The following is a 13,353-nucleotide window of genomic DNA, read 5'->3' on the forward strand; positions in this document are numbered from 1 at the left end:
TCTTAAACATCGGGAGAATTTACGCAAAAATTTCGATTTTGAAAAATATGAACAGATTTATTTGCGGCACATACGAAAACACCCCGCCAGAGGACGGGGTGTTGGGATGCTTCAGAAGCCGGAATATGAAGACGGAATCAGGAAAGCCAGCGACGCTGCCAGTCAGACAGCATGGCAATCGCCCAAAGCTGATGCGACCAATTGCGCCGTCCTGAGACGTGCTCGTTAAAGCGCTTGTCGATTTCCGCACGGTTCAGGCCAAGATCAGAATATAGCGCATCGCGTGCCAGAAGGTCCCCCACCCATTCCTTAAGCGGCCCGCGTAACCATTCGGCCAGTGGAACGCCAAAACCGGTTTTGGGACGGTCGATCAGTTCGCGCGGAACATATTTGTAAAGGATTTTGCGAAGGGCGACCTTGCCGACCGCCCCATCCAGCTTAAGGTGGGTCGGCATACGCCAGCCAAATTCGATGACGCGATGATCAATCAAAGGCACACGAACTTCAAGCGAGCTTGCCATTGATGCCCGGTCGACCTTGGTCAGAACATCATCCACCATATACATCATCGTATCCATGACCTGCATCGAGGACACATAATCAAGATTGCGGTTACGGCAGAACTTTTCGCCCGGAACGCGGAATTTCTTATGAGCTTTACCCGGTCGATCAGCCATCAGGACATCGGGGTCCCAAAGCGACAGCAACACCTGATAACGATCCAGATCATCGCGGATCGACAGAAGTGGTGCGACCTTGTAAATCTTGTCGCCCAATGCCGTCGTCCCGCGCTTGCCGGGCAAAAGACCGATCAGCGCATCCCATTGTCCGGGCGACAGCGCCGTAAGCCCCTTGGACACCAGCGACGACCCAAATGGGATATTTTTAGCGACGTTGCTGATCTGGCGCGCCCACAGATACCGATTATAACCACCAAAGGTTTCATCCCCGCCATCCCCCGAAAGGGCAACCGTAACTTCCTTGCGGGTCAGGGTCGAAATCAGGCTGGTCGGGATGGATGAACTGTCAAAGAACGGCTCATCATAGATTTCCGAAAGGCGCGGCACCAGATCAAGCGCATCCTGCGCAGTGACGTAAAGTTCGGTATGGTCGGTACCAAGATGCTTGGCGACTTCACCGGCAAAAGCCGCCTCGTTATAGGCATCATGATCGAAACCGATGGAATATGTTTTGACCGGCTGGTCTGAAATCGATTGCATTAGGGCAACGATTGTCGAGGAGTCGATACCGCCCGAAAGAAACGCCCCCAGGGGCACATCGGCAATCATGCGCCGTTCAACGGCATCGCGCAGCAAATCTTCAAGCGCGTCAATCGCACTTTGATCATCGCCACTCCAATGATGGTTCTGACCGCTTAGAACCGCATCTTCGACCGACCAATATGCAAATTCCGACGCATGTCCTTCATCCGCAATTTCAAGGATGTGTCCCGGCTGCAACATTTTGGCATGGGCATAGATCGAATGCCCTGATGGCACATAGCCAAACCGCAAATAGGCATCAAGGGCCGTCCGATTGACTTCGCGCGAAATGACATTTCCGCCAATCAGGCCCTTAAGCTCTGACGCAAAAGCGATATTGCCGTCAAAACGCGACCAGTAAAGCGGCTTGATCCCCAAACGGTCACGCACCAGCGTCAGCTTGCCGGTCTTTTTATCCCAAAGGGCGATGGCGAACATGCCAATCAAGCGCTTGACCGTATCGCGCACGCCCCAGCGCGCCATGCATTCAAGGATCACTTCACTGTCGGAATGGCCACGCCACGCGATATTTTCACCGGCCAGTTTGGCACGCAGGTCTTCGGCGTTATAGACCTCGCCATTATAGACCATGACATAACGGCCATCGGCCGAATGCATCGGCTGTTTTCCGGCATCGGAAAGATCAATGATTGCAAGGCGACGCTGCCCCAGTGCCAGTCCGGCATCGCTATCGCACCAGACATCGCCGCCATCGGGCCCGCGATGAAGCAATGCATCGGTCATGCGCGTAATGGTGTCGCGCAATTTATCGCCGTCGCTATTGCGACCGAGCCACAGACCGGTGATGCCGCACATGAAAATATCCCTTTATTATTTGCCCCTACTTAAAAACGATCCGGACGCGTTCGACAATCAAAATCATGGGCTTGCCGACACGGATTTGCAGTTTGTTTCGGGGATTTTGGTCGCATGCAATGGCAAGCGGTGATAAACAGGCAGCATTGCCCATCAAGCTGGAATGACCATGCTGAAACTGGATCGACTGTTCATCAAAATCCTGCAGGTTTTGCAAACCAACGGCCGGATTTCGAACCTTGATCTTTCAGAAGAGGTCAACCTGTCACCATCACCCTGTCTGGAACGGGTGCGCAAGCTTGAAGAAGCCGGGCTGATCACGCAGTATCTGGCGGAAATCGACCTTGATAAAATCGGCGCCAACCTGCACATCATGGCAGAAATCACGTTGGGCAATCATCTGGTTGACGATTTCAAACGGTTCGAAGCCGCGATCACCGACGTCCCCGAAGTCATATCATGCTACAAAATCGCCGGTCCGTTCGATTACACGATGGATATGATCTGCCGCGATATCGCGCATTTCAATCAGCTGAAAGAAAAGCTTCTGGCCGCCAAAATCGGGATCGAACATTTCCGCGGCCATGTGGTGATGGAACGCACCAAAACATTTTCGGGCTATCCGCTCGAAAGCCTGACCGCGCCCTCGCCACTTGACGGCGTGCTTAAGGGCTAGGCTTCACGCCTTATATCGAACCGATCCATCTTGCGATAAAGCGTATTGCGACTGATGCCGAGCGCCTTGGCGGTTTTGCTGATATGCCAGCGGTGCTCATCAAGCACCTGACGCAATGCATCGGCTTCAGCCCGCTTCAGGATCGATCCGGCAGGGGCCGGGTCGCGCGTAACGGTTTCGTGGAAATCATCGGGCAGGTGCGACCTCAGGATCAAACCACCCTCGGCAAAGACGCAGGCATATTGCAAGACATTAACTAGTTCGCGGATGTTGCCCGGCCAGTCATGGCGTGACAGCAATTCAAGAACATCGTCCGAACAACGAACATCCCCCGCCATATCGCCAGAAATACCGCGAAGAAGCCGGGCGATGAGATCGGGCAGATCGGACCGTTCGCGAAGCGCTGGCAGGGAAAGCCGCGCCCCTTTGATCCGGTAAAGCAGATCTTCGCGGAATTTGCCATCCGCCACCGCACGGGTCAGATCGACATTGCTGGCACAAATCAGACGGAAATTGACCGGCACGGACTTGGTACTGCCCAGCGGCTCAACCGTGCGCTGCTCAAGCACGCGCAAAAGCCGTCCCTGTGCCGATAACGGCATATCGCCGATTTCATCCAGAAACAGCGTCCCGCTATCCGCCTGTTTGATCCGCCCGCCAAAACCATCACGCGCCGCCCCGGTAAAGGCACCACCGGCATGACCAAACAATTCGCTCTCGATCAGGCTTTCGGGAAGGGCCGCGCAATTGATCGCGACAAAGGGTTTGCGCGCACCAACAGACGCCGCATGGATGGCACGCGCCATATGTTCCTTGCCGCTGCCGGTTTCGCCCGACATCAGAACATTGATACGGTTGGTCAGAAGCTTGCTGCCGACCTTGTAAAGACGACGGATTGCCGGGTCCTGATCGGGGATGTCACCGGTTTCGTTCGCCGCTAAACGCGCAGACGAACGCGATACTGGTGCGGGCCGCATCGAAATGAATTTGCGGCGCTGCTTTTCGGGCAAGGTCACCCGCCCGAACAAAAGCCCCCCACCATTAACCGGCAGGGCCTTGGCCGATCCCGAAGTCGACGTTTCCTCGCCCACGCCAAGGGTCGTGATCAGACCATCAAGATCAAAACCGAACATCGATTGCACATCGCGCGCATTGTCCGCCGCTGCCAGCAAACGGCGCGCGGTTGAGGTCGCCCCGCGGATGTTGCCATCCGGGCCAATCGAAATCAGGGCGTCACGGGTCGATCCGACATGCTGGGCATCGGGATGAAGATGCAGGACCAGATCAGACGCACATTCATCAAAGAACAGAATGCGTTCAAGCGCATCGGCATAATCGGCAATCAGGCTTCGGACCCGCAAACAATCCGTACGTTTGATGTCGTCGCGCACGGCAGAAACATCAAGGACCGAACAAACCTGCCCTTCAGGGTCAAACACCGGTGCCGCCGTACAGGTCAGCACCGCATGTTGCGCCAGAAAATGTTCGTCCTTGTGGATGGTGATCGGACGACCTTCGACGATACAGGTGCCAATACCATTGGTCCCCTCGCGTTCCTCGCTCCAGACGGCACCGGGCAAAAGGCCGTTGGTGCGAAACGACGGCAGCAGCGTGTGGGCCGCCACACTGTCAAGGATCACACCGTCATTATCGGTCAGGAAAACCGCATAGCCCGATGCATCAATCTTGCGATAAAGGGTGCGCACCAGATCATGGGCATGATGATAAAGCCGCCCGCTGCGGTCACGACGCTGCCGGGTTTGGCTTTCGGGCATGACTTCCGGACGGCGTAGCGTGTCATGGGCAAGGCCAAAGCGCTGTTCGCAACGTTGCCAGCTTTCAAGAACGGCGCGATTTTGGGCGACGCCACTTAACTGCAACGCAGCTTCGATCCGTCCACCATGATGGTTTCCAGACATAAGACGTTATCTCCCTTGTGCCGGTGTTTTATCGGGAATGCGTTCTGGCATCGCCCGGCTTGCGGATTTGTCCGCGTCCGATCACAGGCAGGATCGTAACACACCAAAGCCCCGAAACGCCAAAAGGTTTCACGGCAAATCCGCGGCATAATCGGGAGTGTCACGAATATGGGACAGTTTGTATCACCTGTGCCACCGTCGGGAACGGAATGACACAATCGCTCCTGATCACCGCCCTCCTCCAACCGATTGTTAAAAGACGAAAAAACGGATCATTCGATCATCTGGCACGGGATTTTACTAATTGGCACGGGCTTTGCGGAAATGTCAGGGCCAAAACCAAAAACAGGTGGCAAAGCCGCCTTCCGATCATGGAGGATCCAAGATGATTTACAAGAATCCGGGCGACGCGGGCAGCGTCGTTGCATTCAAATCCCGTTATGACAACTATATCGGTGGCGAATGGACCGCCCCGGTCAAGGGCCAGTATTTCGAAAATGTCTCGCCGGTGAATGGCAAGCCGTTCTGCGAAATCGCACGATCCAGTTCGGAAGATATCGAAAAGGCACTTGATGCCGCCCACGCTGCAGCAGAAGCATGGGGCAAAACATCGGTCACCGAACGCGCCAATATCCTCAATAAAATCGCCGACCGCATGGAACAGAACCTTGAAATGCTGGCGGTTGCCGAGACATGGGATAATGGCAAGGCGGTGCGTGAAACGCTGGCCGCCGACATTCCGCTGGCGATTGATCATTTCCGGTATTTTGCCGGTGCGATCCGCGCACAGGAAGGATCGCTTGGCGAGATTGACGACAACACCGTCGCCTATCACTTCCACGAACCGCTTGGCGTTGTCGGGCAGATCATCCCATGGAACTTCCCGATCCTGATGGCAGTCTGGAAACTCGCCCCGGCACTCGCGGCTGGCAACTGCGTTGTCCTGAAACCGGCCGAACAGACCCCGGCATCAATTTGCGTGCTGCTGGAACTGGTTGGTGATCTTCTTCCGGCTGGCGTGCTGAACGTTGTGCAGGGCTTCGGGGTCGAAGCAGGCAAACCATTGGCACAAAGCAACCGGGTCGCCAAGGTCGCCTTTACCGGTGAAACCACCACCGGCCGCCTGATCATGCAATATGCCAGTGAAAACATCATTCCGGTCACGCTGGAACTGGGTGGCAAATCGCCGAACATCTTCTTTGATGACGTGATGGCACAGGATGACGATTTCCGTCAGAAAGCCGCCGAAGGCCTGACCATGTTCGCGCTCAACCAGGGCGAGGTCTGCACCTGCCCGTCGCGCGCACTTATTCAGGAAAATATCTATGACAAGTTCATGGATGGCGTGCTTTCACGCGTGGCCCACATCAAGCAGGGCAACCCGCTTGATAGTGAAACCATGATCGGCGCGCAGGCATCGACCGAACAAATGGAAAAAATCCTGTCCTACCTTGATATCGGCAAGCAGGAAGGTGCCGAAGTCCTTTGCGGCGGTGGCAAGGCGGAACTGGGTGGTGATCTTTCGACCGGGTTCTATATCCAGCCAACCATCTTCAAGGGCCATAACCGGATGCGGATTTTCCAGGAGGAAATCTTTGGCCCGGTTGTTTCGGCCACGACCTTCAAGGACGAGGCAGAGGCGCTTAAAATCGCCAACGATACGCTTTATGGCCTTGGTGCCGGTGTCTGGACCCGTGATGGCACACGCGCCTACCGGTTTGGCCGCAATATCAAGGCCGGTCGCGTCTGGACCAATTGCTATCACCTCTATCCGGCACATGCGGCCTTTGGCGGCTACAAGCAATCGGGCATCGGACGTGAAAACCACAAGATGATGCTGAACCATTATCAGCAGACCAAGAACCTGCTGGTTTCCTATGATCCGAAACCGATGGGCTTCTTCTGATCGGAATGTTCTGGCCGGGGTCCTGTTCATCCCCGGCCCTTCCCGATACAGAGGAGGTTGTCATGACAACAGACCAAATTCCGGTAAGGGTCACAGCCACCGATGCGGCCATAGCCCTGATCCGGAAGCTCAAGGACATTCACGGACCGCTGATGTTTCATCAGTCAGGTGGATGCTGCGACGGCAGTGCACCGATGTGCTTTCCGAATGGGGAATTCAAAACCGGCGATCAGGACGTGTTGCTGGGCGAGATTGAAGGCAGCCCGTTTTATATCGGACGCGCGCAATTCGAATATTGGCGTCACACACAGCTGATCATTGACGTCGTGGATGGACGCGGCGGGATGTTTTCGCTTGAGGGACCCGAAGGCAAACGCTTTCTGACCCGATCACGCATCTTCACCGATGACGAATGGAATGCACTGAAACACGCCAAACAAGGAAACGAGCAATCTAAAACAGAAGCAAGAACGTAAAGAAGATTACCAACGCAGATCTACCCGTGACATTGCGCGATCCCTGCCTCCCAAAGAGTCTGCTCCGCAATGTCTGAAGATGCCGGACGCATCTTCCCCTTGCCCGTCGCCATCCCCCCCGAACAGGCGACGGGCTTTTTTTATCCCTATCGAAGCCATTAAAATTATTGCGAAAAAATCTGGAACAACGTCCCTACTGCATGTGTTCTGCAATTGGAAAGCGACCCCGGGACGCAAAGCGCCCGGAACTGAATTCCAACACAAAAGGAGCATCACATTATGCGACGCTCAATGATTACACTGACCGCCCTTTCCGCTATTGCCATGGGGACAGCCCCCGCGATGGCAGCAGAGCAGCAGAAAGAAAATCCGCAACTTCCCGAAACGACGCAGCAGTCGACGCAGAAAAATCCTGCGATCCTTAACGAAGCGGAATCGGTGCATCTTTCGGGGATGGTAAAAGAAATTACCGATAACCAGTTCACCATGAACTACGGCAATGGCGAAATTGCCGTCGATATGACCGATTACACCTGGTTCGACCAAGGCTTCATCAAAGCTGGCGACAAGGTCCGCGTTAATGGTGAAGTTTCCGAAGGGTTCTTCACCGACAAGATGGTTGTCGCGACGTCGATCTTCCTCCCGGAACGCGGCGCCTATTACACCAATGGCGAGGATCGCACCGGCTTTGTGAACAATAGCGGCCTTGCAACAGGCGACGAATGGGTGACATTCACCGGCGAGGTCACGGAAATCCGCGAAGATGAAATTGCCCTGAATACCGGCAATACATCAATCACTGTCGATACCAGTGATGTGCCGGAAAACAGTGCCGATGGACAGACCTATCAGAAAATCAAAACCGGGGATCGGGTTTCGGTCGCCGGGGAGATGGATGCAGCCGGCCTGTTTACCGACCGGGAGCTTGTTGCATCGTCGATTGTCGTCATGAATGACAGCGACACCTACATGCAGTAACCCGTTAAAGATAACCGTTACCTGAAGATATAAAAATGGCCGACGCCGGGAAACTGGCGTCGGCTTTTCTGTTCAGGATCAGGCCAAAATCACCAGAACCAGAAATCCCAGCGCGCACAGCACCAGAAGCGATAGAAGGGCCGCGGCAATCACCCGCCCTCCGACATGCATGAAGCTTCGGATATCGACACTTAACCCCAGTGCCGCCATGGCAAGGATGGTCAGGAAGGATGATATCGTGCGCATCGGTTCCAGCGCGATTTCGGGGATCAGACCAAACGAACGGGCTGCCATCATGGCCACGAACCCGACAATGAACCACGGCACCATCTGGGTCAGAGGCAGGCGAACCTCGCGTTTGCGCCCGCCCATCAGGGCAAGCGTAAAGATCACCGGGCCAAGCATCAGAACGCGGATCAGCTTGACCAGGGTGCCGACCTGCACGGCCAAGGCTCCTGCCGGGGCGGTCGCGGCCAGAACCTGCGGGACGGCATAAACCGTCAGCCCGGAAAAGATACCATATTGCGCGGCACTCAGGCCCAGACCGACATGCACCAGCGGCAAAACAAAGACAAAAAGAACCCCCAAAACGGCAGTAAAGGCGATGGAGGCCGCAACATCATCGGATTTTGCCGAAATCACCGGGGCGGTGGCGGCAATCGCCGAATTGCCGCAGATCGAATTGCCGCACGCCACCAGCATCGACAAATGCTTCGACAGGCCAAGTGCCCGCCCGATATGGAAGCTTAAAAACAGGCTGGCACAAACCACCAGAACGATGGCCGCAATCAGGCCAAAGCCCGCCTGCCCCAGGGCCTGCGCACTGATTGAGGCACCCAGAAAGACAATCGCAATTTCAAGCACCGTCTTGCCACAAAACCGCACACCGTCATGAAACGGCTTGGCAAGGCCGAACACGGATCGCACCACTACCCCCAGAAGGATCGCAAAAACCAGACTTTCGATCCAGCCATGCCCCAGAAGGCTACGCTCCGCCTGCTCGACCAGTTTCGCGATCAACGCAATCGCCGTGGTCAGGAACAGACCGGGCAAAAGAGATTTCAGGTGCGCTTTAAAAAACATGATTTGCCTGTGAAATGTGACAGGCAGAAAATCACACGATCAATCATTTACATCCATCGAATAAAAATGGATATTTCATTCGATATTTTCGAATGATTTATGGATAGACGCCATGATGACGCTTGAGCAACTCGCCATCTTTGTTGCCGTGGCCGAACGCGAACATCTGACAAAGGCCGCCGATGCAATCGGCCTGACCCCCTCCGCGGTCAGTTCGGCGATCAAGAACCTCGAAGGGTTTTATGGCGTTGCATTGTTCCATCGGGTCGGACGACGGATCGAGCTTAGCGAAACCGGGCGGCTGTTTTTAAACGAGGCCAAGGCGACCCTGGCACGCGCACGCGCCGCCGAACTGACACTGGCCGAACTTGGCGGCTTGCTGCGTGGTGAACTTAACGTCTATGCCAGCCAGACAATTGCCAGTTATTGGCTGCCGCCCTTCTTGATGCAGTTTCATGACCAGTATCCCGGTATTGCCATCAATCTTACGATTGGCAATACCAAGACCGTGGCCGATGCCGTCCGTGGTGGTGCCGCCGATATCGGCTTTATCGAAGGCGACGTAAATGAACCCGTCCTTGCCATGCGCGAAGTCGCCGAAGACGCCCTGGTGATCGTGGTCGGGCCCAAGCATCCATGGGCCGATGGAAGGCCGCTAAGCGCGCAGGACCTTACAACCCAAAGCAGCTGGGTGCTCCGCGAAGCCGGTTCCGGCACAAGGTCTGAATTTGAAAATGCCCTGCGCCAGTCGGGCGTTGATCCGCAAAAACTTAAAATTGCCCTGACATTACCGGCAAACGAGGCAGTGATCACCGCGGTTGAAACCGGCATCAGCGCCACCGCCGTTTCAAGCTTTGCCGTCAGTTCCCTGATCGCGCAGGGGCGGCTTTTCCGTGCGGCATTTCACATCCGCCCGCGCAAATTCATGATGCTGCGCCACGAGGAACGCCGCCAGACGCAAAGTTCGCTGGCGCTGGAAAAGCTTTGCCTTTCAACAAACGCATAATCGAATTTTTCCAGATCAAAATTGCGAATACGCAATGCACAATGCATGCGGGAACTTTATCTAATTGTCCTTATGAACACGGCCTCTGATCCTTTGCTTTCATCGGATCAGGTCATGTAATGAGCGATTTCGCGTTGCAGCGAAAAACGCGGCCGGACAGGAAGGCTTTGCCTGACAAAAGGACCAACGCCAATGTTTGATCCCGATATATTGGCCCGCATACAATTCGCGTTCACCATCTCGTTCCACATCATTTTTCCGTCTTTTACCATTGGATTGGCCAGTTTCCTTTTCGTGCTCGAAGCACTTTGGCTGCGCACGCGCGATGATACCTATCTGGCGCTGTATAAATTCTGGCTGAAAATCTTTGCGCTGGCCTTTGGCATGGGCGTGGTTTCGGGCATTGTGATGTCCTATCAGTTCGGAACGAACTGGGGGCCGTTTTCCGAATTTACCGGCGGGGTTCTGGGGCCGCTTATGGCCTATGAAGTGCTAAGCGCCTTTTTCCTCGAAGCCGGTTTCCTAGGCATCATGTTGTTTGGCCTTAACCGTGTCGGACCGAAATTGCATTTCACCGCGACCACCATGGTTGCGATCGGCACCCTGTTTTCGGCCTTCTGGATTTTGTCGGCCAATAGCTGGATGCAAACACCCACCGGCCATATCATCGAAAATGGCCGGGCGGTTGTCGAAAGCTGGTGGGATGTGGTGTTCAATCCAAGCTTCCCGTACCGGCTTGTCCATATGGTTCTGGCGGCATTTCTGACCACCGCACTTGTTGTCGGTGCCGTCGGTGCGTGGCATTTGCTGCGTGATCGGGAAAACCGCGCGGCACGGATCATGTTTTCCATGGCAATGTGGATGGCGGCCATTGTCGCCCCGGTCCAGATCGTCGCCGGTGACATGCACGGGCTTAATACCCTTGAATATCAACCGGCCAAGGTCGCCGCGATGGAAGGCCATTTTGAGACGCAGAATGGTGCCCCGCTGATCCTGTTTGGCTGGCCCGACATGGCGGCAGAGGAAACAAAATATGCCGTCGAAATCCCGAAACTGGGATCGATGATCCTGACACATGACTGGGATGGCAGGATCACCGGATTAAAGGATTTCGCCCCCGAAGACCGCCCGAATGCGACCATCGTATTCTGGACATTCCGCATCATGGTCGGGCTGGGCCTTTTGATGGCGTTACTCGGCATTGCCAGCCTGTTCGCCCGGTGGCGCAAATCGATTTATAGCTGTACGTGGCTGCATCGCTTTGCCCTGATCATGGGGCCAAGCGGCTTTATCGCCATTCTGGCCGGGTGGTTCACCACCGAAATCGGGCGTCAGCCATGGGTGGTTTACGGATTGATGCGCACATCCGAAGCCGGATCACCGGTCGCCCCGGCCGCGATTGCCGGATCGCTTGCCGCATTCGTTATTGTCTATACCATCGTTTTCGGGGTTGGCACCGCCTATATCATCCGCGCGATGAACAGGGACCCGCGCTTTGCCCATTCGCCCAAGGGTGAAGTGCTGCGCGCCGGTAGCCGTCCGGTTGCCGATCCCACCTTCCCGCAGGCAGGAGAATGATCATGGATTATCAACTGATCTGGGCCCTGCTGATTGCGGTTGCCGTTTTTGCCTATGTCACGCTTGATGGCTTTGATCTTGGCATCGGCATTCTGTTTCCCTTTATCAAGGACCCTGCCAAACGCGGCAGGATGATGAATACGGTTGCCCCTGTGTGGGATGGCAATGAAACCTGGCTGGTGCTGGGCGGTGGCGGGCTTTATGCCGCCTTCCCGCTGGCCTATTCATTGCTGATGACCGCGTTTTACATTCCGGTTTTCACCATGCTTCTGGCCCTTGTGTTTCGCGGGGTCGCGTTCGAATTCCGGTTCAAAAGCCGCGATCACCAAAAACACTGGGACTTTGCCTTTTCCGCCGGGTCGATCATTGCCGCCGCGATGCAGGGTGCGATGCTGGGCGCCTTTATTGAAGGGATTGTGGTTGAAAATGCCAAATTCGTTGGCGGCCCGTTTGACTGGCTAAGCCCGTTTTCGGTGTTCTGCGCATCCGCCGTTGTGGTCGGCTATGCCCTGCTTGGCACTGGCTGGCTGATCATGAAGATGGAAGGCAATTTTCAGGGACGTTTGCGTGGCCTTGCCAAGCCTGCGGTCATCTGGATGGCGGCCAATCTTGGTGTGGTGTCGCTGATGACAAGCTATATCCACCCGGCTTATGCGGCGCGCTGGTTTGATATGCCAAACCTGTTTTTCCTGGCCCCGATCCCGATTGTCACGGCCGGTCTGCTTTTCTGGCTCTGGCATGCGGTAAAGCACCGCGAAAAGACGGTATTTGGCATTACACTTGGAATTTTCTTCCTGTGTTATGCCGGGTTCGGCATCACGCTTTATCCCAATATCGTCCCGCCGATGATTGATTTCAGGACCGCCGCCGCACCGGATAACAGCCTGTCCTTCATGCTGGTCGGTGCTGCCATCCTGATCCCGATCATCCTGGCCTATACCGCCTATGCCTATTGGGTATTCCGGGGCAAGGTCGGGGATGAAGGATATCACTGATGTCCTTAGCACCATCCCCAAAAATCCGGCGTGTTCTTTGGTTTATCGGGCTCTATGCCGGGGGCATCCTTGTGATCGGGGCCTTGTCGCTTTTGCTGCGCAGCCTGATCACCGGGATTTCCTGAAAGGACCCGGTCACAAATACCGGATGTAACCGTCTACCTGCTGACACTTGTCAGCAACTCCGGCCCGGCAGAAAGGTCCCCCACCCCTGCCGGGCTTTTTTATTCGGGTCTACTGATCATTGGCCCAGATAATCGCTGTCCTCGACCTTTTCCAGCCAGTCGACCAGCGATCCGTTGACGGATTCCGCAATTGCGATATGGGTCATCGCGGTTTTATCGGTCGCCCCATGCCAATGCTTTTCCCCCGGTTCGAACCAGACGATATCGCCGGGGCGGATTTCTTCGCGGGGCCCGCCTTCACGCTGCGCCCAGCCAAGGCCGCTTGTGATGATCACGGTCTGGCCTAGCGGATGGGTGTGCCATGCGGTGCGGGCACCCGGTTCAAACGTTACGATGGCACCGCCGACGCGCGCCGGATCGGTGGTTTGAAACGGACTGTCGATCCGGACCGTACCGGTAAAGTAATCCAGCGATCCCTTGGTCGATGCCTTTGATGCGTTGCGTTGGATGTTCATGGTGATCCTTCGGCTGTG

General features: G+C 55.4%; 12 protein-coding genes. 8 read left to right on the plus strand and 4 right to left on the minus strand.

Annotated features, from left to right (window positions below; all coding sequences use genetic code 11):
* Nucleotides 1-137: 137 nt before the first annotated feature.
* Entirely contained in the window at nt 138-2,078 is a 1,941-nt protein-coding gene (gene asnB, locus R1T41_RS21630; RefSeq protein ID WP_317339198.1) for an asparagine synthase (glutamine-hydrolyzing), read from the minus strand.
* A gap of 169 nt (nt 2,079-2,247) precedes the next feature.
* Between asnB and R1T41_RS21635 the strand changes: the two genes are divergently transcribed.
* Nucleotides 2,248-2,754: an Lrp/AsnC family transcriptional regulator gene (locus R1T41_RS21635; protein ID WP_082832740.1), complete on the plus strand. Its 507-nt coding sequence runs from the start codon at nt 2,248-2,250 to the stop codon at nt 2,752-2,754.
* Here the strand turns inward: R1T41_RS21635 and R1T41_RS21640 are convergent.
* On the minus strand, nt 2,751-4,673 hold the full coding sequence (locus tag R1T41_RS21640) for a sigma-54-dependent Fis family transcriptional regulator (RefSeq protein ID WP_317339201.1): 1,923 nt from the start codon (nt 4,671-4,673) through the stop codon (nt 2,751-2,753). The two genes, R1T41_RS21635 and R1T41_RS21640, sit on opposite strands and share 4 nt — an antisense overlap.
* A gap of 385 nt (nt 4,674-5,058) precedes the next feature.
* Here R1T41_RS21640 and adh point away from each other — a divergent pair, with 385 nt between their 5' ends.
* The 3 genes from adh to R1T41_RS21655 all read left to right on the plus strand — a co-directional run bounded on the left by adh (nt 5,059) and on the right by R1T41_RS21655 (nt 8,033).
* Nucleotides 5,059-6,579: an aldehyde dehydrogenase gene (adh, locus tag R1T41_RS21645; protein WP_317339203.1), complete on the plus strand. Its 1,521-nt coding sequence runs from the start codon at nt 5,059-5,061 to the stop codon at nt 6,577-6,579.
* Between the two features lie 62 nt (nt 6,580-6,641).
* On the plus strand, nt 6,642-7,055 hold the full coding sequence (locus R1T41_RS21650) for a DUF779 domain-containing protein (protein ID WP_097052442.1): 414 nt from the start codon (nt 6,642-6,644) through the stop codon (nt 7,053-7,055).
* Nucleotides 7,056-7,334: 279 nt separating this feature from the next.
* Nucleotides 7,335-8,033: a NirD/YgiW/YdeI family stress tolerance protein gene (locus R1T41_RS21655; RefSeq protein WP_317339205.1), complete on the plus strand. Its 699-nt coding sequence runs from the start codon at nt 7,335-7,337 to the stop codon at nt 8,031-8,033.
* Nucleotides 8,034-8,111: 78 nt separating this feature from the next.
* Here the strand turns inward: R1T41_RS21655 and R1T41_RS21660 are convergent, their stop codons facing one another.
* Entirely contained in the window at nt 8,112-9,116 is a 1,005-nt protein-coding gene (locus R1T41_RS21660; protein WP_317339208.1) for a YeiH family protein, read from the minus strand.
* 112 nt (nt 9,117-9,228) lie between these two features.
* On the opposite strand from R1T41_RS21660, the gene R1T41_RS21665 reads away from it, so the two are divergent.
* The 4 genes from R1T41_RS21665 (at nt 9,229) to R1T41_RS21680 (ending at nt 12,820) form a co-directional block, all read left to right on the plus strand.
* On the plus strand, nt 9,229-10,122 hold the full coding sequence (locus tag R1T41_RS21665; protein WP_317339210.1) for a LysR substrate-binding domain-containing protein: 894 nt from the start codon (nt 9,229-9,231) through the stop codon (nt 10,120-10,122).
* 192 nt (nt 10,123-10,314) lie between these two features.
* Nucleotides 10,315-11,700 (plus strand): cytochrome ubiquinol oxidase subunit I, encoded by a 1,386-nt coding sequence (locus R1T41_RS21670; RefSeq protein WP_317339212.1) that lies wholly within the window; start codon nt 10,315-10,317, stop codon nt 11,698-11,700.
* On the plus strand, nt 11,697-12,695 hold the full coding sequence (gene cydB / locus R1T41_RS21675; protein ID WP_317339214.1) for a cytochrome d ubiquinol oxidase subunit II: 999 nt from the start codon (nt 11,697-11,699) through the stop codon (nt 12,693-12,695). Before R1T41_RS21670 ends, cydB begins: the two co-directional genes overlap by 4 nt.
* Complete coding sequence (locus R1T41_RS21680; RefSeq protein WP_212684554.1) at nt 12,695-12,820, plus strand: DUF2474 domain-containing protein; 126 nt, start codon at nt 12,695-12,697, stop codon at nt 12,818-12,820. Before cydB ends, R1T41_RS21680 begins: the two co-directional genes overlap by 1 nt.
* Before the next feature lie 116 nt (nt 12,821-12,936).
* Here R1T41_RS21680 and R1T41_RS21685 read toward each other — a convergent pair whose 3' ends face one another.
* Nucleotides 12,937-13,335, minus strand: a complete 399-nt coding sequence (locus R1T41_RS21685) for a cupin domain-containing protein (protein ID WP_247795070.1) — start codon at nt 13,333-13,335, stop codon at nt 12,937-12,939.
* Nucleotides 13,336-13,353: the final 18 nt, after the last annotated feature.

Origin of the sequence: Thalassospira lucentensis (genome assembly GCF_032921865.1) — a bacterium.
Classification (GTDB): Bacteria; Pseudomonadota; Alphaproteobacteria; order Rhodospirillales; family Thalassospiraceae; genus Thalassospira; species Thalassospira lucentensis_A.

Bases quoted from the DNA above. Each gene is read 5' to 3' on its own strand.
- R1T41_RS21660 (WP_317339208.1), bottom strand. From the start codon at position 9,116: ATGTTTTTTAAAGCGCACCTGAAATCTCTTTTGCCCGGTCTGTTCCTG.
- R1T41_RS21680 (WP_212684554.1), top strand. From the start codon at position 12,695: ATGTCCTTAGCACCATCCCCAAAAATCCGGCGTGTTCTTTGGTTTATC.
- asnB (WP_317339198.1), bottom strand. From the start codon at position 2,078: ATGTGCGGCATCACCGGTCTGTGGCTCGGTCGCAATAGCGACGGCGAT.
- adh (WP_317339203.1), top strand. From the start codon at position 5,059: ATGATTTACAAGAATCCGGGCGACGCGGGCAGCGTCGTTGCATTCAAA.
- R1T41_RS21650 (WP_097052442.1), top strand. From the start codon at position 6,642: ATGACAACAGACCAAATTCCGGTAAGGGTCACAGCCACCGATGCGGCC.
- R1T41_RS21655 (WP_317339205.1), top strand. From the start codon at position 7,335: ATGCGACGCTCAATGATTACACTGACCGCCCTTTCCGCTATTGCCATG.
- R1T41_RS21685 (WP_247795070.1), bottom strand. From the start codon at position 13,335: ATGAACATCCAACGCAACGCATCAAAGGCATCGACCAAGGGATCGCTG.
- R1T41_RS21640 (WP_317339201.1), bottom strand. From the start codon at position 4,673: ATGTCTGGAAACCATCATGGTGGACGGATCGAAGCTGCGTTGCAGTTA.
- R1T41_RS21665 (WP_317339210.1), top strand. From the start codon at position 9,229: ATGATGACGCTTGAGCAACTCGCCATCTTTGTTGCCGTGGCCGAACGC.
- R1T41_RS21635 (WP_082832740.1), top strand. From the start codon at position 2,248: ATGCTGAAACTGGATCGACTGTTCATCAAAATCCTGCAGGTTTTGCAA.
- R1T41_RS21670 (WP_317339212.1), top strand. From the start codon at position 10,315: ATGTTTGATCCCGATATATTGGCCCGCATACAATTCGCGTTCACCATC.
- cydB (WP_317339214.1), top strand. From the start codon at position 11,697: ATGATCATGGATTATCAACTGATCTGGGCCCTGCTGATTGCGGTTGCC.